The sequence below is a fragment of the Nicoliella sp. ESL1113 genome, from assembly GCF_058509245.1.
Genome location: NZ_CP196387.1, coordinates 1299454 through 1325498, shown reverse-complemented (window position 1 = coordinate 1325498; position 26045 = coordinate 1299454). Strand labels below are relative to the sequence as shown.

At 39.0% G+C, this 26045-nt stretch carries 23 protein-coding genes; 21 read left to right on the top strand and 2 right to left on the bottom strand.

Annotated features, from left to right (window positions below; genetic code table 11):
- Window positions 1-14: 14 nt before the first annotated feature.
- Genes tsaB through tsaD form a run of 3 tightly spaced genes read left to right on the top strand, consistent with a single transcriptional unit; the run spans window position 15 to window position 2358 of the window.
- The gene (tsaB, locus tag ACSYTJ_RS05735) at window positions 15-728 is read left to right on the top strand and encodes a tRNA (adenosine(37)-N6)-threonylcarbamoyltransferase complex dimerization subunit type 1 TsaB (RefSeq protein ID WP_491719721.1); all 714 of its coding nucleotides are present in this window, start codon (window positions 15-17) and stop codon (window positions 726-728) included.
- Window positions 712-1311, top strand: a complete 600-nt coding sequence (gene rimI, locus ACSYTJ_RS05730; RefSeq protein WP_491716643.1) for a ribosomal protein S18-alanine N-acetyltransferase — start codon at window positions 712-714, stop codon at window positions 1309-1311. The genes tsaB and rimI overlap by 17 nt, the downstream gene beginning before the upstream one ends.
- 33 nt (window positions 1312-1344) lie before the next feature.
- Window positions 1345-2358 (top strand): tRNA (adenosine(37)-N6)-threonylcarbamoyltransferase complex transferase subunit TsaD, encoded by a 1014-nt coding sequence (gene tsaD, locus ACSYTJ_RS05725; RefSeq protein ID WP_491720136.1) that lies wholly within the window; start codon window positions 1345-1347, stop codon window positions 2356-2358.
- Between the two features lie 45 nt (window positions 2359-2403).
- On the opposite strand, the gene ACSYTJ_RS05720 is transcribed toward tsaD, so the two are convergent.
- The gene (locus ACSYTJ_RS05720) at window positions 2404-4365 is read right to left on the bottom strand and encodes an ATP-binding cassette domain-containing protein (RefSeq protein ID WP_491719720.1); all 1962 of its coding nucleotides are present in this window, start codon (window positions 4363-4365) and stop codon (window positions 2404-2406) included.
- Between the two features lie 170 nt (window positions 4366-4535).
- Between ACSYTJ_RS05720 and ACSYTJ_RS05715 the strand changes: the two genes are divergently transcribed.
- The 5 genes from ACSYTJ_RS05715 to ACSYTJ_RS05695 all read left to right on the top strand — a co-directional run bounded on the left by ACSYTJ_RS05715 (window position 4536) and on the right by ACSYTJ_RS05695 (window position 10557).
- Entirely contained in the window at window positions 4536-5168 is a 633-nt protein-coding gene (locus ACSYTJ_RS05715; protein ID WP_491716641.1) for a redox-sensing transcriptional repressor Rex, read from the top strand.
- 211 nt (window positions 5169-5379) lie between these two features.
- Window positions 5380-5664, top strand: coding sequence for a co-chaperone GroES (groES, locus tag ACSYTJ_RS05710; RefSeq protein WP_491716640.1), 285 nt, complete (start codon window positions 5380-5382; stop codon window positions 5662-5664).
- A gap of 59 nt (window positions 5665-5723) precedes the next feature.
- Entirely contained in the window at window positions 5724-7343 is a 1620-nt protein-coding gene (groL, locus tag ACSYTJ_RS05705) for a chaperonin GroEL (protein ID WP_491716639.1), read from the top strand.
- A 162-nt stretch (window positions 7344-7505) separates the two neighbouring features.
- Entirely contained in the window at window positions 7506-9341 is a 1836-nt protein-coding gene (locus ACSYTJ_RS05700; RefSeq protein ID WP_491716638.1) for an APC family permease, read from the top strand.
- 118 nt (window positions 9342-9459) lie between these two features.
- The gene (locus tag ACSYTJ_RS05695; protein WP_491716637.1) at window positions 9460-10557 is read left to right on the top strand and encodes a glycosyltransferase family 4 protein; all 1098 of its coding nucleotides are present in this window, start codon (window positions 9460-9462) and stop codon (window positions 10555-10557) included.
- 20 nt (window positions 10558-10577) lie between these two features.
- Here ACSYTJ_RS05695 and ACSYTJ_RS05690 read toward each other — a convergent pair whose 3' ends face one another.
- On the bottom strand, window positions 10578-11261 hold the full coding sequence (locus tag ACSYTJ_RS05690; protein ID WP_491716636.1) for a YigZ family protein: 684 nt from the start codon (window positions 11259-11261) through the stop codon (window positions 10578-10580).
- A gap of 50 nt (window positions 11262-11311) precedes the next feature.
- On the opposite strand from ACSYTJ_RS05690, the gene ACSYTJ_RS05685 reads away from it, so the two are divergent.
- From ACSYTJ_RS05685 to uvrB, 13 genes are all read left to right on the top strand, one after another.
- Window positions 11312-12649 carry an ATP-dependent helicase ComFA gene (locus tag ACSYTJ_RS05685; RefSeq protein ID WP_491719719.1) on the top strand — a complete coding sequence of 446 codons (1338 nt, stop codon included), beginning with the start codon at window positions 11312-11314 and terminating at the stop codon, window positions 12647-12649.
- A 319-nt stretch (window positions 12650-12968) separates the two neighbouring features.
- Window positions 12969-13325, top strand: a complete 357-nt coding sequence (locus ACSYTJ_RS05680) for a ComF family protein (protein WP_491719718.1) — start codon at window positions 12969-12971, stop codon at window positions 13323-13325.
- A gap of 141 nt (window positions 13326-13466) precedes the next feature.
- On the top strand, window positions 13467-15830 hold the full coding sequence (gene secA / locus ACSYTJ_RS05675) for a preprotein translocase subunit SecA (RefSeq protein WP_491716633.1): 2364 nt from the start codon (window positions 13467-13469) through the stop codon (window positions 15828-15830).
- Window positions 15831-15901: 71 nt separating this feature from the next.
- A protein-coding gene (gene prfB / locus ACSYTJ_RS05670; protein ID WP_491719717.1) for a peptide chain release factor 2 occupies window positions 15902-17018 on the top strand; the annotation gives its coding sequence in 2 pieces (ribosomal slippage) (window positions 15902-15973 and window positions 15975-17018; 1116 coding nt in all).
- A 22-nt stretch (window positions 17019-17040) separates the two neighbouring features.
- Window positions 17041-18219 carry a PDZ domain-containing protein gene (locus ACSYTJ_RS05665; protein ID WP_491719716.1) on the top strand — a complete coding sequence of 393 codons (1179 nt, stop codon included), beginning with the start codon at window positions 17041-17043 and terminating at the stop codon, window positions 18217-18219.
- A 92-nt stretch (window positions 18220-18311) separates the two neighbouring features.
- Window positions 18312-18617, top strand: coding sequence for a PspC domain-containing protein (locus ACSYTJ_RS05660; RefSeq protein WP_491716630.1), 306 nt, complete (start codon window positions 18312-18314; stop codon window positions 18615-18617).
- Window positions 18618-18630: 13 nt separating this feature from the next.
- The gene (locus ACSYTJ_RS05655) at window positions 18631-18996 is read left to right on the top strand and encodes a phage holin family protein (RefSeq protein WP_491716629.1); all 366 of its coding nucleotides are present in this window, start codon (window positions 18631-18633) and stop codon (window positions 18994-18996) included.
- A 67-nt stretch (window positions 18997-19063) separates the two neighbouring features.
- Window positions 19064-20080, top strand: a complete 1017-nt coding sequence (gene hprK / locus ACSYTJ_RS05650; RefSeq protein WP_491716628.1) for an HPr(Ser) kinase/phosphatase — start codon at window positions 19064-19066, stop codon at window positions 20078-20080.
- Window positions 20081-20093: 13 nt separating this feature from the next.
- Complete coding sequence (gene lgt, locus ACSYTJ_RS05645) at window positions 20094-20924, top strand: prolipoprotein diacylglyceryl transferase (RefSeq protein ID WP_491717309.1); 831 nt, start codon at window positions 20094-20096, stop codon at window positions 20922-20924.
- Between the two features lie 15 nt (window positions 20925-20939).
- Window positions 20940-21956, top strand: a complete 1017-nt coding sequence (locus ACSYTJ_RS05640) for an NAD(P)H-dependent glycerol-3-phosphate dehydrogenase (RefSeq protein WP_491716627.1) — start codon at window positions 20940-20942, stop codon at window positions 21954-21956.
- Window positions 21957-21990: 34 nt separating this feature from the next.
- Entirely contained in the window at window positions 21991-22881 is an 891-nt protein-coding gene (gene galU, locus ACSYTJ_RS05635) for a UTP--glucose-1-phosphate uridylyltransferase GalU (RefSeq protein WP_491716626.1), read from the top strand.
- A gap of 84 nt (window positions 22882-22965) precedes the next feature.
- The gene (gene trxB / locus ACSYTJ_RS05630) at window positions 22966-23883 is read left to right on the top strand and encodes a thioredoxin-disulfide reductase (RefSeq protein ID WP_491716625.1); all 918 of its coding nucleotides are present in this window, start codon (window positions 22966-22968) and stop codon (window positions 23881-23883) included.
- A 137-nt stretch (window positions 23884-24020) separates the two neighbouring features.
- The gene (gene uvrB / locus ACSYTJ_RS05625) at window positions 24021-26036 is read left to right on the top strand and encodes an excinuclease ABC subunit UvrB (protein WP_491716624.1); all 2016 of its coding nucleotides are present in this window, start codon (window positions 24021-24023) and stop codon (window positions 26034-26036) included.
- Window positions 26037-26045: the final 9 nt, after the last annotated feature.

The following is a 26045-nucleotide window of genomic DNA, read 5'->3' as shown; positions in this document are numbered from 1 at the left end:
AGGGAGATTATTTTATGAAGGTTTTAGCATTGGATACTTCCAATCGCCCCCTAAGTATCGCGATCTTAGAGGATCAACAAATTTTAGCAACAACGACAACAACGACGCATCAAAAACATGCTCAATACTTACTACCGATTATCGATAATCTAATGAAAGATTGTGGAATGCAGCCCAGCGATTTAGACCGCGTGGTAGTTGCTGATGGTCCTGGCTCTTATACCGGAATTAGGATTGCAACTGCGACTGCTAAGGTATTAGCATTTACCCTAGGGATTAAATTAGTGGGGGTTTCTAGTTTGCAAACATTGGCTTTGAATATCAATATTGAAGGTCAATTAGTGAATTCAGTGTTTGATGCCAGAAATGAGAACATGTTTACTGGATTGTATCGGATTCAAAACGGACGCCCAGTTGCAGTGATTCCTGATCAACACGTTTCATTATCCCGTTGGTTGAGTAAAATGGAGGCCTATCAAAATGAATCGATTATTGGATTAGGTGATGCTAATCATTTTAACGATCGCTTGCCTGCTAATTTTACGATGATTAATAATTTAGATAACCTTCCTCAAGCTGCAAACCTAGGACTATTTGGCGAGACTTTACCACCAGTTCAAGACATTGATACGTTTGTTCCTAATTATTTGAGATTGACGAAAGCAGAAGCCGATTGGCAAAAACTACACCCAAAAGAGGATTCAAGTTCATATGTTAAAAAAGTTTAAGCAATGGTACCATAGCCTATTTTTAAAAAGTGAAGCAGTATTTCGTGAACAACAAATTGCGGTTAAAAACCATACGATTGAAATTAAAAATGTTAAGTACTTTATTGGAAGGGCCATGGTTACAGATACCCCGGAATTATTAAAGATTGAAAAATCTGTTTATGACGGCAAAACTCCATGGAACTACAATACGATGCTAAGGGAACTTAAGCGTGATCAAGACCGTTTATACTTAGTAATTAGATATCATGATCAATTGGTTGCATTCATTGGTTGTGCAATGTTTGATAATAATAAGGAATGCCATATTACGAATCTAGCGGTTCAAAAAGAATTTCAACATCGGGGGCTTGCATATTACTTGTTAACGGTAATTATTAAAAAAGCGCGTCGCATTGACTATTCAAAAATCACGCTAGAAGTGAGAAGTAGTAATTATCGTGCTCAGCATCTTTATGCTGATTTAGGATTTAAACGCTCAGGCATTAAAAATAACTACTATATTGATAATCAAGAAGATGCCATTGATATGACGCTAGATATTAGTGAAATTGATAATAGCCCAATTAATTATGGATTATAATTTGGAGGAATAATTTTGAAGCGTAATTTAATCATGTCATTTGAGTCTAGTTGCGATGAAACTAGTGTCGCAATTATTGCAGATGGCAATCAAATTCTTTCTAACATCGTAGCCACACAGATCAATAGCCATAAACGATTTGGTGGCGTAGTTCCAGAAGTTGCTAGTCGTCATCATATCGAAGAAATTACCATCTGTATTCGTGATGCGATGCAAGAGGCCAATGTTACCTATGATGATTTAGATGCCGTGGCCGTTACCTATGGGCCTGGATTAGTAGGTTCGCTTTTGATCGGGGTGACTGCTGCTAAGATGGTTGCGTGGGCTCACCACCTTCCGTTAATTCCAGTCAACCACCTCGCGGGGCATATTTATGCTGCTCGCTTTGTCGAACCAATTGAATTTCCAACCCTTGCATTAGTCGTTTCTGGTGGCCACACTGAATTGGTTTACATGCCCAAAGAGGGCCAGTTCGAAATTATTGGTGAAACGCGCGATGATGCCGCTGGTGAAGCCTACGATAAAATTGGTCGGGTGTTAGGGATTAACTACCCCGCAGGCCCTACTGTTGATGCGATGGCAGCGAAGGGTAAGGATACATTTAACTTTCCACGAGCAATGGATAAGTCATCTAATTATGATTTTAGTTTTAGTGGGTTAAAGAGTGCCTTTATTAACACTTACCATCACGCAGAACAAGTAGGTGATAAGTTGAATCATGATGACCTGGCAACTAGTTTTCAAAATGCGGTCGTAGATGTTTTAGTAGATAAAACACTGCGGGCGTTGGAGAACTACCCAGTCAAACAATTGATCTTAGCAGGAGGAGTAGCTGCCAACAATGGACTGCGGACACGCTTGCAATCAGCAATTGATCAACTACCAAATACGAAATTAATAATGGCGCCACGCAAACTATGTGGTGATAACGCTGCGATGATTGGTGCAGCTGGCTTTATTATGTTTAAAGAAGGGCGTTTTGCAGGCCTCGATTTAAATGCTGACCCGAGCCTTGAGTTTGAATGGGCTCCTGATGTAACTCAATAAAATTCAAAAAGGACTGAATCAAAATTTTTGATTCAGTCCTTTTATTTACTCATTATTTAAATCTTCGAGTTCTAAACTTAGTTGAGTCCACTGATCTGATAGTTTTTCATTTTGGTGGTTGACTTGATCGAGATTCTTTTGGAGTTCCTCAAGTTCACTAATCTTTTGATCAGCAGCTAGTTGGGCCATTCGATCCTCGATTTGAGCGTGTTGTTCGCTGAGCTTGCCCATTTGTTCCTCAATTTCGCTGATTTGGCGTTCTAATTTACGTCGTTGCTTTTGGTCTTGCTTACTCTTTTGGTAATCGACCTTGCCCTTCGATTCGGTGGGTTGAACCGCTTCGGGATGTTCAGCAGCTAATTTAGCGGCCTCGTGTTGTGCTTGGGCGATTTGATCTTCCTTTTTTTCGATATAGTAATCATAATCCCCTAGGTATCTTTCTGATCCTTCAGGGGTAATTTCAATAATTTCGCTAGCAACTTGGTTAATGAAGTATCGATCGTGTGAAACGAACAGGATCGTCCCATCAAATTGCTTCAATGCATTTTCAAGAACTTCGCGACTTTCAATGTCCAAATGGTTAGTGGGTTCATCGAGAATTAAGAAATTATCGTGATCCATTGATAATTTGGTGAGCATCAAACGCGCCTTTTCACCACCAGAAAGGTTACCGACGACTTTTTCAACGTCATTACCAGAAAATAAAAAGCTCCCTAAAATGGTTCTAATGTGGCCTTCTGGAGTAGTAGGGTAGTCGTCCCAAATTTCATTTAAAACGGTTTTATTACTGTGTAAGGAAGTCTGTTTTTGATCGTAGTAGCCAATGCTGACTCCGGTCCCGAATGAAACGGTCCCCGCTAATTTTGGTAGCTTGCCTAAAATGGTTTTTAATAGGGTCGACTTACCAACCCCGTTGGGTCCGATAATTGCAATCGATTGGTGCTTTTTTTCGTCAATGTTAATTGGACTAGCTAGAACCTGATCATCATAGCCGACCGCCAGATTCCGAACTGTTAAAACGATGTTACCACTGGGCTTTGCTTCTGAGAATCGAAATTGAGCGACCTTATTATTATCAAATGGTTTTTCGAGCTTTGGCATTTTTTCTAATTGTTTACGACGTGCCTGAGCACGGTTAGTAGTCGATGCCCGAACGATGTTTTTATCAATAAAGTCCTGCATTTTTTTAATTTCAGCTTGCTGTTTTTCATACGCATGGAGCCGTTCAGCATAGCGCGCTTGTTTTTGCTTCACAAAGCTAGTGTAATCACCTTTGTAATATGTTAGCGTTCCGTTATCCAAGTCATAGACTTCATTGACTAACTTATCCATGAAGTAACGGTCATGTGAAATGATCAAAAGCGAACCAGGATAGTTTTGGACGTAGCCTTCCAACCATGTGATCGTTTCAACATCTAAGTGGTTGGTTGGTTCATCTAAAATAAGGAGGTCGCGTTTTTCAAGGAGCAGTTTCGCTAATGCGAGTTGGGTTTGTTGCCCACCTGAAAGAGAATTAACGGGTTGTTCGTAGAATGATTCTCCAAAACCAAATCCGTTTAAAACCGCCTTGATTTCAGCTTTATAACTGTACCCATGATTAGCGGTAAAGTTAGCCTGAATCGTGTCGTATGATTTAGTGACTTCTGCTAGTTTTTGTGGATCTTGATTAACCTGTTGATCACTCATTTGTATTTCTAACGCGTGCATCTTGTGTTCCGTTTTAATTAATTCTGCGAACACGCTTAACATCTCATCCCAGACGTTTCGTTCTGAATGAAGACCCGTATTTTGTGAAAGATAGCCAATTGTAAGGCCGTTTTTTTCAGTAATCTTCCCTTCGTCGATGCTTTCTTCACCAATGATCATTTTAACTAGCGTTGATTTACCGGCTCCATTGCGGCCAACGAGCCCGATTCTAGCATGATTTTCAATATTCATATTAACATTTGTGAAAATTGGCACACCATCGAATCTTTTGGTTACGTTATTTACTTGTAAGATTTGCAAGTCCTCACCCCTTTATATTATAGTAGTTTAAGGATAATTTTATCATAATTTACATATAATATGAAATTATGAAAATCGATATAATTGATTAATATTTCACAAAGTCTTTTTTTATGATAAAATAATCTGGAAACGTTTTTTATGAACGAAAATGCCGGGAGGAAAGACTTATGGCTGAAAATAAAATTCCACGGGCAACCGCAAAAAGATTGCCGATCTATTATCGATACCTTACGATTTTACATGACTCAAACGTTGAACGAATCTCATCAAATAAATTTGCGGACGCAATTCAAGTGGACTCTGCTACGATTAGAAGGGATTTTTCCTATTTTGGGGCGCTTGGTAAACGTGGCTATGGTTATGATGTTGAGAATTTATTGAATTTCTTTAAGCGGATTCTAAATGAAGACCGTTTGACTAACGTTGCATTAGTCGGGGTCGGAAACTTTGGACAGGCACTACTGAACTTTAATTTTCATCGTGATAGCAACGTTAGGATTGCTGCTGCCTTTGATACTAAGGAGCGAATGATTAACACAATTCAAAACGGGGTCCCCATTTATTCATATGAAGAAATGGTTCAACAATTAAGGGATCAACAGATCAAGGTCGTTATTTTAACTGTGCCTTCTAAAGTGGCCCAAGAAGTTTGCGATAATGCCATTAAAGCGGGAGCGGAGGGCTTTCTTAACTTCACCCAGGTCCGTCTATCAACTCCCGAGAACGTAACGGTGCAAAATGTTGATTTAACGAATGAGTTACAGACCTTGATTTACTTTATTGAACATTACATTAAGTAAACCTTTAGATTCAAGATTCCTAGTTTTAAATCATCGCATTATTAATCTGATTTCGATAAAATGTTCATGCAAAGTTGCATGAGCGTTTTTTTATTTGGGCAGCGGTCAAAATGTTTGCAATTAAAATTAAAAGAATATATATTAAAGATAACAATTAGCACTGACATAGTTCAAGTGCTAAATTTATGTAAACTTAATTGGAGGGATTAATGTGTTAAAGCCATTAGGTGATCGTGTGATCGTTGAAGTTGAAGAGGAAAAGGAAAAGACAGTCGGCGGGATTGTCTTAGCAAGTAATGCTAAGGAAAAGCCCCAAACTGGAAAGGTAGTCGCTGTCGGTGCTGGACGGATCTTGGATAACGGAGAGACAGTTGCACCAGCAGTTAAGGAAGGCGAAACCGTTCTATTCGACAAGTACTCTGGCACTTCCGTTGACTACGAAGGCCAATCCTACTTAGTTTTACATGAAAAGGATTTAGTTGCAGTTGTCGACTAATTAATAAATTAAAATTAAAATCATAAAAAACAAAAAATAATTTCATGAGGTGATAATTGATGGCTAAGGAAGTTAAATTTGCAGAAGATGCAAGAAAATCATTACTTAACGGTGTTGATAAATTAGCTAATACGGTTAAGACTACTTTAGGACCAAAGGGACGTAACGTTGTCCTAGAAGAAGGTGCTGGTCCAAACATCACAAATGATGGGGTAACTATTGCAAAGGCGATTCAACTCCCAGATCATTTTGAAAACATGGGAGCTAAATTAGTTGCTGAAGTTGCTTCCAAGACTAATGACATTGCTGGTGACGGGACTACGACTGCCACTGTATTGACCCAAGCAATCGTCAACGAAGGCTTGAAGAACGTTACCGCTGGTGCTAACCCAGTTGGCGTTCGCCGCGGAATCGAAAAGGCTACCGAAGTAGCTGTAAAGGCATTACACAAGATGTCACACGAAGTAAAGAACAAAAACGATATTGCTCAAATCGCTGCCATTTCTTCTGCTAACAAGCAAGTTGGTGAATTGATTGCCGATGCAATGGAAAAGGTTGGTAACGACGGGGTCATTACCATTGAAGATTCCCGTGGGGTTGAAACTAGCCTAGATGTCGTTGAAGGAATGCAATTCGATCGTGGTTACATGTCACAATACATGGTGACTGATAACGATAAGATGGAAGCTAATTTGGATAATCCATACATTCTAATTACTGACAAAAAGATTAATAACATTCAAGACATTTTACCAGTTCTTCAATCAGTGGTTGAACAAGGGCGTTCACTCTTGATCATTGCTGATGATATTGGTGGTGAAGCATTACCAACCCTTGTTTTGAATAAGATGCGTGGGACCTTCAACGTGGTTGCTGTCAAAGCTCCTGGATTCGGTGATCGTCGGAAGGATCAATTACAAGACATCGCTACTTTAACTGGTGCAACTGTGATTACTGACGACTTAGGATTAAACCTAAAGGATGCGACCCTAGAACAACTAGGTCAATCTGCTAAGGCAAACATTACTAAGGATAACACTACGATCGTTCAAGGTGCTGGTGACAAGGCTAAGATTGCTGATCGGGTTAGCGAAATTAAGACCCAAATTGAAAAGACGACTTCTGACTTTGACCGTGACAAGTTAAAGGAACGCCTTGCTAAGTTAGCTGGTGGAGTTGCTGTTGTTCGTGTCGGTGCTGCGACCGAAACCGAATTAAAGGAACGTAAGTACAGAATCGAAGATGCTTTGAACGCTACGCGGGCTGCCGTTGAAGAAGGCTACGTTCCTGGTGGTGGAACAGCTTACATTAATATCTTAAAGGATATTGATGCCATTAAGGCTGAAGGCGATGAAAACACCGGGGTTCAAATCGTTCGCCGTGCATTGGAAGCTCCAGTTAGACAAATTGCTCACAATGCTGGGGTTGATGGTTCCGTGATCGTTGACCACCTTAGAGGTCAAAAACCTGGAATTGGTTACAATGCTGCTGATGGAACTTACGAAGACATGATCAAGGCTGGAGTTATTGACCCAACCAAGGTTAGTCGCTCAGCACTTCAAAACGCCGCTTCTGTTTCAGCATTGTTATTAACTACTGAAGCCGTAGTAGCAAACGAACCAAAGGATGATAATAACACCCCAATGCCTCCACAACCAGGTATGGGCGGCATGATGTAATTTAAATTAAGCTCTGCTTTAAAAGAATCGCTATTTAGCGGTTCTTTTTTTGTTAATAAAATTCAATATGAAATATTTACCAAATTGTAGTAAAATTAAGAATTGCATAAACAAATTTATATTATCTTAAAAAATGAAGACTTAAAAAGTGAGGTCATTTTCATGTGGCGTTATTTAAAACGATTAGTAATTGGGAAGCCATTGAAATCAACTGATGAGGGTGGTAATTCCTTGAATAAATTTAAGGGATTGGCTTTGCTCTCTTCTGATGCTCTTTCATCGGTTGCTTATGGGACCGAACAGATTACAGCGGTATTGTTGACCCTTTCAGTAGCTGCTTTAGTTTACCAAATTTGGATTTCAGCATTAGTTTTGATTCTTTTGCTGGCAATCACGTTGTCCTATCAACAAATTATTTACGCCTATCCATCTGGTGGGGGTGCCTACCTAGTTGCTAGTGATAATTGGGGGCGGACGACTGGGTTAGTTGCTGGTGGGTCCTTACTAGTTGATTATATGCTGACCGTGGCGGTTTCGACCACTTCTGGAACCGAAGCAATTACGTCTGCAATTCCAGCACTATATAATTATCGAATCCTGATTTCATGCTTGATCGTAGTATTAATTATGTTACTGAATTTACGGGGGATGCGTGAATCAGCATCGATTTTGACGGTGCCGGTTTACCTATTCATCTTTATGATTTTTATCATGATTATTTGGGGTGGGTATAATATTTTAACTGGACATATTACATACCAAGCTGCTAGCGCAGTTGGTACCCCAGTCCAGGGAATGACACTGCTATTATTCTTCAAGGCTTTTTCTTCTGGTTCTTCATCGCTAACTGGAGTGGAAGCAATTAGTAACTCGGTTCCTAACTTTAAAAAACCCCGTGAAAAGATGGCTTCACATACGCTTGCTATCATGGCTTTGATCTTAGGGTTCTTCTTTGGTGGGATTACACTTTTGAGTTATTACATGGGAATTAAGCCGAATGCACATGTGACGGTGCTGTCACAAATTGGAGCAGGCGTATTCGGCCATGGTGGAATTATGTTCTATGTATTACAACTTTCCACCGCAATGATTTTAGCAGTGGCTGCAAACACTGGCTTTTCAGCATTTCCAATTCTAGCTTATAATTTAGCACGCGATAAATTTTTACCGCACGCCTACTTGGATAAGGGTGATCGGTTAGGATATTCCAACGGGATTATTTCACTTGCGATTGGGGCATTGATCCTAATCATTATGTTCAATGGGGAAACGAACCTCTTAGTACCCCTGTATTCCATCGGGGTATTCATTCCATTTACACTTTCACAGTCTGGGATGATTTTACATTGGCGCAAGCACCGTGAAGGAGCATGGGTCTTAAAAGCGACCATTAATTTCATCGGGGCGTTGATCTCGGCAATCCTAGTTGTTTTCTTATTGCTACTCCACTTTGTAAACGTCTGGCCATACTTCATCGTGATGCCACTATTGATCCTTTTATTTTATCGCATCAATGAGCATTATCGTAAGGTCGGCACCCAACTGGAAGTTAGCCATAAGGCGCAAGAAATTCCAGAATCATTTAGTGGTTCGACTGTAATTGTTTTGATCAGTGACGTTACGACCATGACGATGAATGCGATTACCTATGCTAAATCGATCAGTGATGATATCATTGCGATGCATGTTTCGTTTGATTCTAATCCAGAACGCGAAAAAAAGGTGGCCAACGACTTTAAGGTTGCGTTCCCAGAAATTCGGTTCGTTGATATTCATTCATCATATCGCTCAATCGTTAATCCAACGTTGCGCTTTTGTGATGTGATTGCCAAGCGTGCCGAACACGACGGGAATACAACCACTGTATTGGTTCCGCAATTTGTCCCTAAGCATCATTGGCAACAAATTCTGCATAATCAAAGTGGTTTACGGTTGCGTGCAGCTTTAAACTCACGTCAAAACATCGTGGTAAGCACTTATAATTACCATTTGAAATAATTAATTAAACGGGAGTTATCGCTATATTACAATTGTGATAACTCTTTTTGATTGGGTTGTTTTTAGATTGTGAGATTTGTATAATTAAATTTAATAATTATTTTTCAAGGGAGGTGGAATGGTGAAGTTAAAAATAATTGTCTGTTTATTTGCGACAATGCTTATATCGGCAATTTTGACGCCATTTGTTCGTAAATTGGCATTTAAAATTGGGGCTGAAGACGATCCCAATAAACGGCGCGTCAATAAGGTTCCAATGCCAACGCTTGGTGGGTTATCAATATTTGCATCCTATACTTTTGCAACGGTCGGCTTAATGCGGAACTTAATTCCAGGACCTCAGTTGTGGGGAGTCCTGGGTGGTGAAATATTGATTGTTTTAACCGGGGTGTTAGACGATATTTATACCTTAAAACCGCGTCAAAAAGTGTTTGGGATTACCTTAGCATCGTTATTCGTTTTCTTTTTTGGACATGTTCGAATGACCGTTCTAACATTGCCGCTACTGGGATCATTTCATTTAGGCTGGTTAAGTTTGCCGATTACTTGGGTTTGGATCTTGGCAATTACTAACGCAGTGAATTTGATTGATGGACTCGATGGATTAGCTACTGGAGTCGCAATTATTGCATTATCGACAATGGGGATTACTGGAATGTTCTTCTTGAATGTGGGTAATACATACGTATCAATCATGATTTTTACTTTGGTTGTAGCATGTGTTGGCTTTTTACCATATAATTTCTTTCCTGCTAGAATTTATCTAGGGGACACGGGATCGCTATTTATTGGTTTTATGATTTCAGTGTTTTCACTAAACGGATTAAAGAATGCAACGTTCATTACAGTCATCATTCCAGTAATCATTCTGGGGGTGCCAATTACTGATACTGTATATGCCATTTTAAGGCGATTATTGAATCGGCAACCAATTTCACATGCTGACAAACATCATTTGCATCATCGATTAATGCAAATGGGATTGACCCATCGGCAAACCGTATTAGTGATTTATGGAATTGCGATGATCTTTTCATTTATCTCGCTTCTCTACCCCATTTCCAACCTATGGGGCATTATCTTACTTACGATCGCAACCTTGATTGGATTGGAATTGTTTGTGGAGTCAATTGGATTAGTTGGCAAGAATCGGCAACCACTTTTAAAATGGATTAAACGATTAGTTAAAAGTACCACTAGTAAAAGTAATCATTAAAAAAGGATCTTTCGCCTCATTTATTTGAGCTCGATTGATCCTTTTTTGTATCGATCCTTACCCTGATGGTAATCGACTTCGAAATATTCCTGTTCACCAGTTGTAATTTTGGCACGATTATTTAATAGTTCAACGATTTGTTTTTCAAATGCGCTAACCCCATCCGCTGGAATGGCAACGGTAACGGTAACGTCAGCACCATATTGAATATCATCAATATAGACATCCTCTTGGTTTAAGTGGTACTTAAGTGGTTCAAGAAGTGAATACTCAATTTGAATGTTAATCTTAGTTTGGAGGATTCTTTCTACGACGCCGACGCTATTGATTGCTTCCGTCGTGGCGTTACTATAAGCACGAATAAGGCCACCAGCACCTAATTTAATGCCCCCAAAGTAACGGGTAACTACGACTGCAACGTCATGGAGCTGTTTTAATTTAATTGCATCTAAGATTGGTAAACCAGCAGTTCCAGACGGTTCTCCATTATCACTTTTTCTTTGAATGTGGTCATCTTGACCCACCATGTAAGCATAACAATTGTGGGTCGCGGTTTTATTTTCCGCTATAATTTGATCAACGAACGCCTTAGCCTCATCCTCACTTTTAACACGTTTAACGCTACCGATAAAGCGTGATTTTTTAATAATGATTTCATTTGCACCGCTATCCTTAACGGTTAAATATGTTTGTTCTTTTTCCATATTGAAGACCTCCTTTAAATTTTTGCGTATTTAATGATTAGGTGATGTTTATGATTAAAGAGATAATTGAACTTTATGGCAGACAAATTAACTTAAATGAAATCGCTGCCGAACTATTAAATAATCCATTATTAAAAAGGCGAATTGCAATTAAGCGACTGGGAAACCAAATTGAGTGTCAACGTTGTGGCAGTCGCAGTAACTTACAAAATGCTTTATTACCAGGGGACCATTTTTATTGTCCGAAATGCATTAATTTAGGACGCATTATTGATACTTGTGAATTGGGGTTTGTTGATGAACCAAATCAATTTCAGAGGTGGACGGACGTTCTAACCTGGCAGGGCACTTTAACTGATGCTCAGAAAGTTTGTTCAAGATCGATTATCGATCATTTTCAACAACATCGTGATCACTTATTGTGGGCAGTCACTGGTGCTGGTAAGACAGAAATGCTATTTCCTGGAATTGAGTGGGCATTGCAAAATAATTTACGGATTGCAATTGCTTCACCCAGAGTCGATGTTTGTATTGAATTATTTCCCAGAATCCAACAAGCATTTGCCCATATACCTATGATTTTATTACATGGACGGCAAACTGAAAAGTATCAATACTCGCAATTGACGATTTGTACGACCCATCAGCTATTGCGTTTTTACCATGCGTTTGATATTTTGATTATTGATGAGGTCGATTCGTTTCCATATGCTCAGGATGCGGGGTTGCATTATGCAGTGGAAAATGCAATTAAGAAAGGGGGCACCAAACTTTTCTTAACCGCAACACCAAGCGAAGAAATACTACGGTCAGTCCGTACAAAACAGCTTTCAATCAGTTATTTACCATTACGGTATCACCGCCACCTATTGCCGCAAATTAAAGTTCACTTTGTTCCTAATTGGCGGATCAAATTAGCAAAGCAAAAATTACCTAATCGGTTGATTCAAATGTTAATCCTTAAGGTCAAATCAAGGCAACGATTTTTGCTGTTCGTGCCACACGTTAGTGACCTAGCTTTGGTCAGTGAAGTTTTAAAAAGTCGATTGAAGCTCGAGAGCCGTTTTGCAACCGTTCATTCTGAGGATGCGCAACGCTTAGAAAAGGTAGCCGCAATGCGTAATAACGAACTAGATTTTTTAATTACCACCACGATTTTAGAGCGGGGGGTTACGTTTCCTGGAATTGATGTAATTGTTTTGGGAGCCGATGAGGATATTTTTTCCACCTCAGCTTTAGTTCAGATTGCTGGTCGGGTAGGGCGCAACAATGATCGTCCGTTTGGGGATGTAGACTTTTTTGTCCACAGTAACGCTAAAAATGTTTCAGGAGCTTATCGCCAGATTGCCTATATGAATCGATTGGGGGCTGCCAAAAAGAATGAATAATTGTTTATTATGTGGTAGCTATTTATCAATGGCGCCTACGATCGATTGGCTATTAAGCTTGCGTTCATTCGAAAATAGCTGGCTTTGTGATACTTGCCGAAAACAATTTATGAAAATTGATTTTGAACAAGCGTGCCCAATTTGCAGTAAGCCGAAACAAGCTGGGAAGAACTGTATTGATTGTATCGAGTGGCAATCACGTTCAAAATTAACATTTGAGAATCACTCATTATATGAATATAATTTAGCAATGAAAAACTTTATGCACCGTTATAAATTTCTTGGCGATTATCGGCTAAGGAACATTTTTTTAGATGAAATGAGTACTTATGCAAAGAATAGTCGGCGGCTGATCGTACCAATTCCATTAAATCCACAAACGATGAAGACGCGGGCCTTTAATCAAACGATTGGTTTCTTGGACCTGCAATTGTTGCAGTGTTTAGAAACGAAGGCCAAAGAAAAGAGAATGGATCAGTCTAAACTAGGTCGTGATCAACGTAAATTAATGGAACAGCCATTTAAGATGGTTCCACAAGAAATCATTAAAGTTAATGATCAAGACATATTAATAGTTGATGATGTTTATACCACTGGAACGACGATTCACTATGCGGCGCAGTTGTTGCTTGAACATGGTGCTAAATCCGTTTGTGGACTTACGTTAGCGCGATAATCAAATAGATTTAACGTTTATTATTTTAAAACGGTGCTGAAAATGTTAAAATGGATTAGATTAAATAAATAATAGATAAAATCGGGGAAGATTCCCCTTTTAATAAAACTGATTCTTATTTTAAGAAAGGAAATTGATTTAATGCCTAATATTTTAAAAAAATGGGTAGAAAGCGACAAACGCGAAATTAAAAGACTTAGTAAGATTGCCGATAAAGTTGGTGAATGGTCTCAAAAATATCGCAAATTAAGTGATGAAGAATTACAAGCTAAAACACCTGAATTCAAAAAACGTTACCAAAATGGTGAAACTTTAGATGAACTATTACCAGAAGCATTTGGGGTAGCTAGAGAAGCTGCTCGGCGGGTCCTTGGATTGAATCCATTCCACGTTCAAATTATGGGTGGAATCGTTCTTCATGAGGGGAACATTTCCGAAATGAAGACCGGGGAAGGAAAGACCCTTACTTGTACGATGCCAGTTTATTTAAATGCAATTTCTGGTGATGGAGTTCATGTTATTACTGTGAATGAATATCTTTCAGAACGTGATGCTACTGAAATGGGTGAACTATATAACTGGTTAGGCTTAACTGTCGGAGTTAACTCCTCAGACAAGTCTGCTGAAGAAAAGCGTGAAGCATACGCTGCTGATATCACTTATTCCACTAACGGTGAAATTGGATTTGATTACCTCCGTGATAACATGGTGGTTTATAAGGAAGACATGGTTCAAAGACCACTTAACTTTGCTGTGGTCGATGAAGTTGACTCCATCTTAATTGATGAAGCTAGAACCCCATTGATCATTTCAGGACAAGCGACTGCATCTTCTGAACTTTACAATTCAGCTGATCAATTTGCTAAGACTTTGACTAAGGATAAGGATTACAAAATTGATTTGGAAAGTAAGACGATTGCCCTAACTGATCAAGGAATTAGTAAGGCTGATAAATTCTTTAATTTAAAGAACTTATTTGACACTGAAAATACTGCTCTTACCCACCATATTGACGAAGCTTTACGGGCTAATTACATTATGCTGCTCGATAAGGACTACGTTGTGCAAGATGATTCCGTTCAAATTGTTGATTCATTTACTGGACGGATTATGGAGGGACGTCGTTTTTCAGATGGTCTTCATCAAGCGATTGAAGCCAAGGAAGGCGTTGAAATTCAACAAGAAAGTAAGACGATGGCTAACATCACTTACCAAAACCTTTTCAGAATGTACAAGAAGCTTTCCGGGATGACTGGAACTGCCAGAACTGAAATTGAAGAATTCCGTGAAATTTATAACATGGAAGTTATTTCAATTCCAACTAATAAACCAGTTGTTCGTTTAGATGAACCTGATATTTTATATCCTGATTTAAATTCTAAGTTCGAAGCCGTAATTGAAAGAATCAAGAGACTTCACCATGCTGGGCAACCAATCTTAGTTGGGACCGTGGCTGTTGAAACTTCAGAGTACCTTTCTAAACGCCTAGACGAAGAAGGCATCGATCATGTGGTCTTGAACGCTAAGAACCATGCTAAAGAAGCTGAAATTGTTAAGAATGCTGGACAAAAGGGTGCCGTTACGATTGCTACTAATATGGCTGGTCGGGGAACTGATATTAAATTAGGACCTGGGGTGGTTAGATTAGGTGGACTTGCAGTAATCGGAACCGAACGGCATGAATCACGGCGGATCGATAATCAACTTCGTGGTCGTTCTGGACGGCAAGGTGACCCTGGTTTATCACAATTTTACCTTTCACTTGAAGATGATTTGATGCGTCGATTCGGTTCTGATCGGATCAAGAACCTTCTTCAACATCTTAAAATTGATGGTGACAACGCCGCAATTAAGAGTCATATGATTTCTAGACAAGTTGAATCTGCTCAAAAACGAGTTGAAGGGAATAATTACGATTCACGGAAGAACGTCCTTCAATACGATGATGTTATGAGACAACAACGGGATGTTATGTATAACGAACGTTATGAAATTATCGAAGAAGATAAGTCACTTGGTTGGGTATTACTACCAATGTTCGAAAGAACGATTGACCACGTTGTTAATTTACATGCTCAAGGGAGCAGTGAAAACTGGGATTTGCAAACCATTTTGGATTTTGCAATTAGCGCTTTGATCAGTCCCGATAAGATTAGTTTATCCGACTTACAAAACAAGTCACGTGACGAAATTAAAAACTACCTAAACAACATTGCAAAGCAAAACTACAAGGAAAAGGAATCTGAACTTTCAGATCCTTCACAATTACTTGAATTTGAAAAGGTTGTTTTATTAAGGGTTGTGGATTCACACTGGACTGACCATATCGATGCCATGGATCAATTACGACAATCCATTGGGCTTCGTGGATATGGACAATTAAATCCATTGGTTGAATACCAACGTGAAGGTTATCGGATGTTTGAAGAAATGATTGCTGATATCGATTATGATACCACTAGATTATTTATGAAGGCAGAAATTCGTCAAAACCTAGAAAGATAATTCTAATTAAGAGCGAAGAGACTGAAAAGTTCCTTCGCTTTTTTGCGTTTAATCCTAAGGAGGAATTTGAAATGGAACTCAGTGAAGCCAAAAATAAAATTGAAAAAATTCAACAAGCCATTAACGGCTTTAGGGGGTCACTTTGACTTAGATGCTTTAAATGATAATATTCATTTAAATGAGCATCGGATGGCTGAACCAGACTTTTGGAATGATCAAAATAAGGCCAAGCAGCTAATTGATGAGACGAATCAAATGAAGCAAAAATACGATAGTTATAATAACCTTGCCGAAGCCGCTACCGATTTGTCGGTTAATTTAGAATTATTAGAAGAAGAAAATGATCCAGACTTAATGAGTGAGTTTGAGAACAACTTAACTAAAGTAGAAAAACAATTAAATGATTATCAATTGAATCTACTTTTATCAGGACCATATGATCATAACAATGCAATTGTTGAAATTCATCCGGGGGCTGGTGGCACTGAATCGCAAGATTGGGGATCAATGTTATTTCGGATGTATACCCGTTGGGCTGAGCAACACCACTTTAAGTTAGAGACTTTAAACTACCAAGCTGGTGATGTTGCTGGAATCGATACAGTTACCTTTATGGTAATTGGGACCAACGCTTATGGATTGATGCAGTCTGAAAAGGGAGTTCACCGCTTAGTTAGAATTTCACCATTTGATTCTGCTGGACGGCGGCACACTTCCTTTGCCTCAGTTGATGTTATGCCTGAATTAGATGATAGCGTTAATATTGAGATTAACCCTGCTGACTTACGAATTGATTATTTCCGTGCCAGTGGGGCTGGGGGTCAACACGTTAATAAAACATCTTCTGCGGTTCGAATCACCCACGAACCCACTGGGATTGTTGTATCTAGTCAAGCGCAACGTTCACAACTACAAAATCGTGAAACGGCAATGAACATGTTAAAATCAAAGTTGTATGAACGGGAAGAGGAAAAGAAAGCCGAACAAAAAGCCAAAATTGAAGGTGAACAAAAAGAGATTGGCTGGGGTTCACAAATTCGTTCCTATGTTTTCCATCCTTACACGATGGTAAAAGACCATCGAACTAATTATGAAACAGGAAATGGCCAAGCGGTAATGGATGGGGATTTAGATCCATTTATTAATGCTTACCTTCAATGGAAACTAAGCCAGAGAAATCCTGATTAATCGATAAAGGACGGATGTTGATATGCAAATTCAAATACAAATACTGTTAGCGTTAATTATTTTTATTATTCAGCCTGTTTTTTGGGTTGGATTAATTCGCACTTATTTATTATCCAAGAAACGCATTAAAAACACGCGAAATACTTTTCATAACGCGATTTATCCTCGGCACTTTGAAATTGTTCAGTTTTTTATTAACCTATTTTTACTGGGAATTTTGGGTGCGGCCTTCACCGTTACGGTCGGTCCCGTAATGACGATGGTTTGGCTAGTGATTTATCAAGTACTATCGATCATTAATTTATTGCTGATCCCTAGGTTGATTTTTTCGTTCGAGATTTTAACCATTGCTTTAATTACTACAATTGTTATTAATTTGAGTGGGGTTATTAATCAATTTATTCATGTTGAATCATTACGTAAATACGGGATTAGTTTAGCAGCCACTGGTGATTTTAATTATATTTTTTTAGCTAGTCTGTTTTTATTAGGATTAGCAATAATCGTCTTCAAAGATGGTGGGAAGTATAACGTACCGATTATTGAACACAACGAACGGAAAACAAGGATTGCAGGTTATCCGTTCAGGAGTATTAACGTGGTCCCACTGTTTTTGTTTATTCCGGGTGATTTTATTCACAGCACAATTCCGTTTTGGCCTGTTTTTATGCTTAATGGGCATTCATTTGCATTTTTATTTGCACCAATATTATTTGGCTTTAGAATGACCGTCTTTAAGCTGTTCCCCCGAGCTGTGTTTAAGAAACTGGGGGGACAATTTGCTAAACTAGCTATTTTAGGATTATTGTTGACAATCGTTAGTTACTTCTTTCCAATTATCGTCGTCCCCGCATTGGTTGGGTTGTTACTTATCTTTTGGTGGATTAACATTCATGCTAAGTCAGTTGATAAGGGGAGTGGAGATTGGTACTCTGAGGTGATTAATGGTGTGCGAATCGTCGGGATTGAACCGCAAACCCCCGCTGCTAAGATGAATTTGTCAATTGGAGATGTCATCTTAGAAGTGAATAATCAATCGGTTACAAATGAAAATGAATTTTATCGGGCCCTTTTAAAACAGTCCACTTATTGTCGATTAAAAGTTAAAAATCGGAAGGGTCAATTAGCAATTACTGAAACCGCTATTTTTAGCAATGCTCCCCATGAGATCGGAGTAGTGTTATTTAAACAGGAAAGTTAAAGATATTATTAGTGTCTATGCTTACATGTAGACACTTTTTTTGAATGTGATAATATTAATTTTGAACTTTAATATTCGAAAGGAAATCAATCATGAAAACGAAAAAATTAATGAAATCTCGTAATAATCGAATCCTAACTGGCGTATTGGGTGGCTTAGCCGAATACTTTGGCATTAACGCACGTTATCTAAGGATTGCATATTTAATTTTGACAGTTTTATTTATCAAGACATTAATTCCAGTGTTTTTATATCTTTTAATGATGGTCTTAATGCCAAATGATTATGGCAAAGATAGTCGTCAATTTAATAACTCATTTGGTAATCGACAATCTGATTCATCCTCAAGGGGTCGCAAAATTCTTCATGATGTTGAAGAAAAGGACGATTTAAAATAAGGGAGTTAATTAAATGAGTTTTTTTAAACAAGTATTATTGAACATGCTAGTTTTCGTTGCATTAGCTGGTTTCTTACAGCAATCAGGAATGTTTTATGTTTCTGGGCTGATGGCCGCACTAGGTGCAGCGTTCGTTCTATCGATTTTAAATGCGTTAGTAAGACCATTCATTACAGTTTTATCACTGCCGATCAATATTTTAACGTTAGGATTATTTAGCATTGTTATTAACGGATTAATGTTAGAGATGACCTCAGCACTAGTTGGTAAGGATAGTTTTTACTTCTCTTCGTTTGGCAGTGCGATGATTGTGGCAATTATTTTATCAATTTGTAACGCGATTTTTGCTGACCATTATTCACGTCAAATTCGCAAATAAAGTGTATCGAAAGTGCATATCATGATAAAATTAATTTAGGTTTCTTTTAACGATCGGAGGGATTTAATTGGCTGAAATAGTAACCGTAAAAGACCTTGTTGATAATACACGGTTAAGCGTTGCTTATGGATCAGAGTATTTGGACCGATTAATTACAACTAGTGATATATCGCGTCCGGGGCTTGAACTAACGGGGTATTTTAATTATTATCCTGCAAAACGGATTCAACTTTTGGGAATTACAGAAACATCCTTTGCAAAGGGAATGACCAGTTCTGACCTTTACGATGTAATGGTGAAGATGTGTCAGCCAGAAACACCTGCTTTTGTAATTTCAACCCAATTAGATCCACCTGAAGAACTACTAGAAGCAGCTGAAAGTAAGCATATTCCAGTTCTTTGCTCTAAGTTAACGACTTCACGAGTACTTAGTAATATGACTAATTATTTAGAAGCTAAACTAGCTGAAAGAATGTCAATTCATGGAGAATTAGTTGATATTTATGGGCTAGGGGTTTTAATTACCGGAGATTCTGGAGTTGGAAAAAGCGAAACGGCTTTGGAACTGATTAAGCGTGGCCATCGATTGATCGCAGATGATCGAGTAGAAGTCTACCAACAAGATGAGCAGACTCTAATCGGACAGGCACCACGCATCTTGCGGCATTTATTAGAAATCCGAGGAATCGGCATCATCGATGCAATGAATCTATTTGGAGCAGGAGCGGTAAGAAGCGATACTCGGGTCGATTTGATCGTTCACCTTTCAAATTGGTCCAAGGATACGCCTTTTGATCGATTGGGTAATAATAATGAATCACAACGTTTTTTTGATGTTGACGTTCCCAAAATCAATATTCCAGTTAAAATTGGGCGGAACCTAGCAGTACTAATTGAATCCGCCGCAATGAACTTTAGAGCTCGTTCGATGGGTTATGATGCAACGAAAGTTTTTGATGATAACCTTAAGAGTTTGATCAAGGAAAACTCAATTCGGGATTCAAAGGCACGAGCACAAGAGAAGAACATCGAATTAGAAAACGAAGCAGCCATTCATAAATCGGATGATGAGAAACATAAATAGTTGAAGGGAATGAATTCTAATCATATTAGCATTAAATCCAATTGCATTTAAATTGGGCCCAATTCAGGTGCATTGGTATGGTATTTTTATCGCGAGTGCCGTTATATTAGCAGTATACCTATCAGTGCGTGAGGGTAAAAAGCGGGGCATTAAGCCTGATAACATCTATGACATGTTATTGTGGGCATTGCCATTTTCAATTATCAGTGCTCGTTTGTACTACGTAGTTTTTCAATGGGGTTATTATCAGAATCATATTGACGAGATCATTCGAATCTGGGATGGTGGAATTGCAATTTATGGTTCCTTGATTGGAGCTGCAATTGTAATTATTATTTTCTGTCGCAGTCGGTTGATTCCAGTCTGGTTAATGTTGGATGTTATTTCGCCAACCGTACTTTTAAGCCAGGGAATTGGGCGTTGGGGTAACTTTATGAACCAAGAAGCCTTTGGTCAAGTTACTAGCCTTTCTTTTCTTCAACATCTTCACCTACCATCATTTATTATCAATCAGATGTACATTAGTGGAATGTATCGCCAACCGACGTTTTTGTATGAATCATTGTGGAGCTTCTTGGGGGTAGCGATCTTATTATCACTACGGCATGTTCCGCACTTCTTTAAGCGTGGCGAGGTGTTTTTGAGTTATGCCCTTTGGTACTCATTTGGACGCTTTTTTATTGAAGGAATGCGCACTGATAGTTTAATGATTGGTAGTATTCGAGTCTCACAATATCTATCGATCGTTTTATTCGTAGTTGCGCTTGGTTTAATCGTTTATCGTAGACGTAAAATTCCAGATGCTAGTTGGTACTTAGATGGCTCAAAACAACTATTAAGATAAAGGATGAATTTAAAAATGACAGAAAAAATTGCAGTATTAGGTGCTGGTTCATGGGGTAGTATGTTGGCTAATATTTTAGCGCAAAACGGGCATGATGTAAGATTATGGTCCTACAAGCCTGCACAAGTTGATGAATTAAATAATCAGCATACTAATTCTAAATATTTAAAAGATTTTACCTTTTCAAATGCTTTAGTAGCTTATTCAGATATGAAAGCTGCTTTAGAGGGGGTTGATGACGTTTTATTCGTTGTTCCCGCTCAAGTGACTCGTTCGGTTGCTAAGCAGGTGAACCCAATTTTAACTGAATTAGGTATTCAACCGAACATAATTCATGCTAGTAAGGGAATTGAAGAAAAAACATATAAACGAATGTCAGAAGTGTTAGCTGATGAAATCGATCCAGATAACCGTCGTTCAATTTCAGTTATTTCAGGACCGAGTCAAGCTGAGGATGTTGCTCGTGGTGACATTACGTTGGTAACCACTGCTAGCGAAAATATGCAAGATGCTGAACACATCCAATCATTGTTCATGAATGATACTTTTCGGGTTTATACAAATGATGATATCATCGGAGTTGAAATTGGAGCTGCACTTAAAAACATTATTGCGTTAGGAGCGGGGGCACTAGTTGGCCTTGGCTATGGTGATAATGCCAAGGCATCACTAATTACTCGGGGCCTAGCTGAAATTTCTCGATTGGGGACCTCATTTGGTGCCAATCCATTGACGTTTATCGGATTATCCGGGGTTGGTGACTTGATTGTAACTGCGACTAGTTCTGATTCCAGAAACTGGCGGGCCGGAAATCAATTAGGAAAGGGCCAAACCCTAAAAGACGTTATTGATAATATGGGAATGGTAATTGAAGGGGTTGCAACCACCCGTGCTGCTTATGAATTAGCTAAGCAAAGAGGCGTTGAAATGCCAATTACTTCCGCAATTTATCACGTATTATATGATAATGCAGACATTAAAGAATCTATCGCTAAGTTAATGCAACGCCAAGGTCGTTCTGAATTAGCTTAATAATTAAAAAATCCATCGATTAGGAGTTATAAAAATGAAAAAAATTAGAAAAGCAATCATTCCCGCCGCAGGGTTAGGGACTAGATTTTTACCAGAAACAAAGGCAGTGCCAAAGGAAATGTTACCAGTTGTTGATACCCCTACGATTCAATTAATCGTTGAAGAAGCGAAGGCTTCTGGAATTACTGATATTTTAATTATTATTGGGCGTAACAAGCGTAACATCGAAGATCATTTTGATTCTAATCCAGAATTAGAAGATAATTTAGCACGCAAGCACAAGGATAAGATGTTGAAAGCAGTTCAAGAAACAAATGGGATGAATATCTACTTCATTCGTCAAAACCATCCAGATGGTTTAGGGGATGCTGTTTCCACTGCACGTAGTTTTGTTGGCGATGAACCATTTGTAATCATGTTGGGTGATGACATTGCTAAGGCTGAAGAACCACTTACAAAGCAGTTGATCAACTGTTATGAAGAAACTGGTGAATCCACTCTTGCTGTAATGCGTGTCCCTCATGAAGATACTGCTAAATACGGAGTAATTGCACCGACTAAGGAAATTATGCCTGGTCTATACGATGTTGACAGCTTTGTTGAAAAGCCAGATCCAGATGATGCCCCTAGTGATCTTGCAATCATTGGTCGTTACTTATTAACACCAAATATTTTTGATATTTTGGAAAAGACGAAACCAGGTAAGGGCAACGAAATTCAATTGACCGATGCGATTGATACTTTGAATAAGAGCCATAAGGTTTATGCTCATGAACTAGTTGGCTCCAGATATGATACTGGAAATAAATTTGGATGGTTAAAGACCAATATCGAATACGGTTTGGAACATCCAGAAGTTAAGGATGACCTTCGTCAATACATTAAAGATCTTGGCAAGCAATTAGCTGAAGAAGATCAAAAATAATCAGTTGGGTGCAAACTATTAGACAAAGATACTTATTAATAGTAAGCTGAGTACATTGATTATTTATGTGAGGAGAGTTGTGCAATGGAAAGTTATGATGTAATTGTGATTGGAGCAGGACCTAGTGGAATGACAAGTGCCCTATATGCTTCAAGAGCTAATTTATCAGTGTTAATGATTGACCGTGGAATTTACGGTGGTCAAATGAATAATACCGCTGAAATTGAAAATTACCCTGGGTTCAAATCAATCTTAGGACCTGATTTGGCTAAGAACATGTACGAGGGATCGATTAACTTTGGTGCTAAGTATGGTTATGGAACGGTAGAATCAATTGAAGACCAGGGAAAGACTAAAATCGTTCACACCGATAATGGTGACTATGAAGCCAAGACTGTGATTATTGGAACTGGGTCACAATATCGGAAGCTTGGGGTGCCAGGTGAAGATGAATACGGTGGTCGTGGAGTTTCTTATTGTGCGGTATGTGATGGGGCGTTCTTTAAGAACAAGGAAGTCGTAGTTGTTGGTGGTGGTGATTCTGCCATTCAAGAAGCCCTCTACCTAGCCCAACTAGTTTCTAAGATTACCATCATTCATCGACGTGGTGAACTAAGAGCCCAAAAGGTGCTCCAAGACCAAGCGTTCGCAAATGATAAAATCAACTTCATTTGGAATACTAACGTGACTGAAGTGGTTGGTGATGACGCTAAGGTGACTGGTGTGAAAACCGTTAATAACGAAACTCAAGAAACCGGTGAAGTGCTCGCAAGTGGAGTGTTCATCTACGTTGGAAACCTCCCAATTACGGGGGCTTTCAAAGATCTAAACATTACTGATGATAATGGTTGGATCAAGACTAATGATCGGATGGAAACTGCTAAGCCTGGTATCTTTGCAATTGGTGATGTTCGAGCAAAGGAATTAAGACAAGTAGTGACGGCCGTAGGTGACGGTGGTATCGCGGGACAGAATGCTTTCCATTACATTCAAAATATGTAAGGTGCTTATTCTTTCAAAAATAGACAACGGTGTTAAAATAAAGTAAACGAGTGGGGGAGGAATCTTCCCCACTTTTTATTACGCTAAAATATTAATTAATTAATTAATATTGAAAGAATTGAAGGGGGATAAATTAGATGGCAGAGATTAATCGAATTACGGATAATAAATTCGACTTGGTTTCAGATTACCAGCCAACGGGGGACCAACCTAAAGCCATTCAAGAGTTGACTGATGGAGTAAAAAAGGGTGATAGGGAACAAATCCTATTGGGAGCAACTGGAACCGGGAAGACGTTTACTATTTCTAATGTGATTAAGAATTTGAACAAACCCACTTTGGTCCTGTCCCATAATAAGACGCTTGCAGGACAGCTCTATAGTGAACTGAAGCGCTTTTTTCCCCATAATGCGGTTGAATATTTCGTTAGTTATTATGATTACTATCAACCAGAAGCATATGTGCCTTCCAGTGATACCTATATTGAAAAGGATTCTTCGATCAATGATGAAATTGATCAATTGCGGCATGCGGCTACCAGTGCGTTGCTAGAACGTAACGATGTAATTGTCGTGGCATCTGTTTCTGCAATTTTCGGGTTAGGGAGTCCTAAGGAGTACTTTGACCACACGATTCCGCTAAAAGTCGGGCAACAAATTGATCGAAATACGTTGCTACGGGAGTTGGTCAACATTCAATTTGACCGTAATGACATTGATTTTCAACGCGGTCGGTTCAGAGTCCGTGGCGATGTGGTTGAAGTCTTTCCCGCTTCTGGGAGTAAGTATGCCTATCGGATTGAATTCTTTGGCGATGAAATTGATCGAATCAGAGAAGTTGATACTTTAACTGGCGAAATTATCAGTGATAAAGATAAAATCGTAATCTTCCCAGCAACCCACTTTTTAGCTGATGATCAGATTATGGATCACGCTTTGGATGGGATTCAAAAGGAACTAAAAACGCAACACGCTAAGTTAGAGTCAGAGGGTAAACTACTAGAGGCCCAACGACTGAAACAGCGGACCACATACGATATTGAAATGATGCGTGAAATGGGTTATACCAACGGGATTGAAAATTATTCTCGATTCATGGATGGCCGTAAACCAGGCGAACCCCCTTACACGTTGATGGACTTCTTTCCGAAGGACTTTTTAATGGTCATTGATGAATCTCACCAAACGATTCCCCAGGTTGGGGGGATGTATAATGGTGATAAGGCCAGAAAAGAACGTTTGATCGAATATGGGTTTAGGTTGCCGAGTGCCCTTGACAATCGACCATTAAAAATGCCTGAATTTGAGGATCACATCAACCAAGTTATTTACATGTCCGCAACCCCAGGACCATACGAATTAAAGCATGCTGACCAGGTGGTTCAACAAATTATTCGGCCAACCGGATTATTGGATCCAATCGTAAAGGTGCGGCCAATTATGGGGCAGATGGATGATTTAGTGGGTGAAATCAACCAAAGAATCGAACGCAACGAACGGGTTTTCGTGACAACGTTGACCAAGAAGATGTCAGAAGATTTGACTGATTATCTCAAGGATCTAGGAATCAAGGTACGCTACTTGCATAGTGATATCAAGACTTTAGAGCGGACCAAAATCATCCACGACCTCCGTGCTGGTAAATTCGATGTGTTGGTCGGCATTAACCTCTTGCGGGAGGGAATTGACGTCCCTGAAGTTTCATTAGTAGCAATTCTAGATGCTGATAAGGAAGGTTTCTTGAGAAATGAGCGTTCACTGATTCAAACCATCGGACGGGCAGCCAGAAATGAAAACGGTGAAGTAATCATGTACGCTGATTCGATGACCGATTCAATGAAAAAAGCAATTGATGAAACGCAACGGCGGCGTGAAATTCAAGAAAAATACAATCATGAACATGGAATTACGCCACACACGATTAAAAAAGCAATCTCCCCAGTTATCTCGGTCAGCGGGGATAAAATTGAGGCTGAAAATGCCGAGTCGAATAACGAAATTATTGAAACTGATTTTAAGAAAATGACGAAACCAGAAAAACAAGCAATGATTGGGCGGCTGGAAGATGAAATGCAAGATGCATCGAAGCGTCTTGATTTTGAACATGCTGCGAACCTTCGGGATACGATTATTGAACTACAAGCAAAAATGTAAGGATGGTGC

Bases quoted from the DNA above. Each gene is read 5' to 3' on its own strand.
- tsaD (WP_491720136.1), top strand. From the start codon at position 1,345: ATGTCATTTGAGTCTAGTTGCGATGAAACTAGTGTCGCAATTATTGCA.
- ACSYTJ_RS05690 (WP_491716636.1), bottom strand. From the start codon at position 11,261: ATGGAAAAAGAACAAACATATTTAACCGTTAAGGATAGCGGTGCAAAT.
- ACSYTJ_RS05660 (WP_491716630.1), top strand. From the start codon at position 18,312: ATGAAAACGAAAAAATTAATGAAATCTCGTAATAATCGAATCCTAACT.
- tsaB (WP_491719721.1), top strand. From the start codon at position 15: ATGAAGGTTTTAGCATTGGATACTTCCAATCGCCCCCTAAGTATCGCG.
- trxB (WP_491716625.1), top strand. From the start codon at position 22,966: ATGGAAAGTTATGATGTAATTGTGATTGGAGCAGGACCTAGTGGAATG.
- ACSYTJ_RS05685 (WP_491719719.1), top strand. From the start codon at position 11,312: ATGATTAAAGAGATAATTGAACTTTATGGCAGACAAATTAACTTAAAT.
- rimI (WP_491716643.1), top strand. From the start codon at position 712: ATGTTAAAAAAGTTTAAGCAATGGTACCATAGCCTATTTTTAAAAAGT.
- groL (WP_491716639.1), top strand. From the start codon at position 5,724: ATGGCTAAGGAAGTTAAATTTGCAGAAGATGCAAGAAAATCATTACTT.
- ACSYTJ_RS05715 (WP_491716641.1), top strand. From the start codon at position 4,536: ATGGCTGAAAATAAAATTCCACGGGCAACCGCAAAAAGATTGCCGATC.
- ACSYTJ_RS05680 (WP_491719718.1), top strand. From the start codon at position 12,969: ATGAGTACTTATGCAAAGAATAGTCGGCGGCTGATCGTACCAATTCCA.
- ACSYTJ_RS05640 (WP_491716627.1), top strand. From the start codon at position 20,940: ATGACAGAAAAAATTGCAGTATTAGGTGCTGGTTCATGGGGTAGTATG.
- uvrB (WP_491716624.1), top strand. From the start codon at position 24,021: ATGGCAGAGATTAATCGAATTACGGATAATAAATTCGACTTGGTTTCA.
- ACSYTJ_RS05695 (WP_491716637.1), top strand. From the start codon at position 9,460: ATGGTGAAGTTAAAAATAATTGTCTGTTTATTTGCGACAATGCTTATA.
- secA (WP_491716633.1), top strand. From the start codon at position 13,467: ATGCCTAATATTTTAAAAAAATGGGTAGAAAGCGACAAACGCGAAATT.
- ACSYTJ_RS05655 (WP_491716629.1), top strand. From the start codon at position 18,631: ATGAGTTTTTTTAAACAAGTATTATTGAACATGCTAGTTTTCGTTGCA.
- ACSYTJ_RS05700 (WP_491716638.1), top strand. From the start codon at position 7,506: ATGTGGCGTTATTTAAAACGATTAGTAATTGGGAAGCCATTGAAATCA.
- ACSYTJ_RS05665 (WP_491719716.1), top strand. From the start codon at position 17,041: ATGCAAATTCAAATACAAATACTGTTAGCGTTAATTATTTTTATTATT.
- galU (WP_491716626.1), top strand. From the start codon at position 21,991: ATGAAAAAAATTAGAAAAGCAATCATTCCCGCCGCAGGGTTAGGGACT.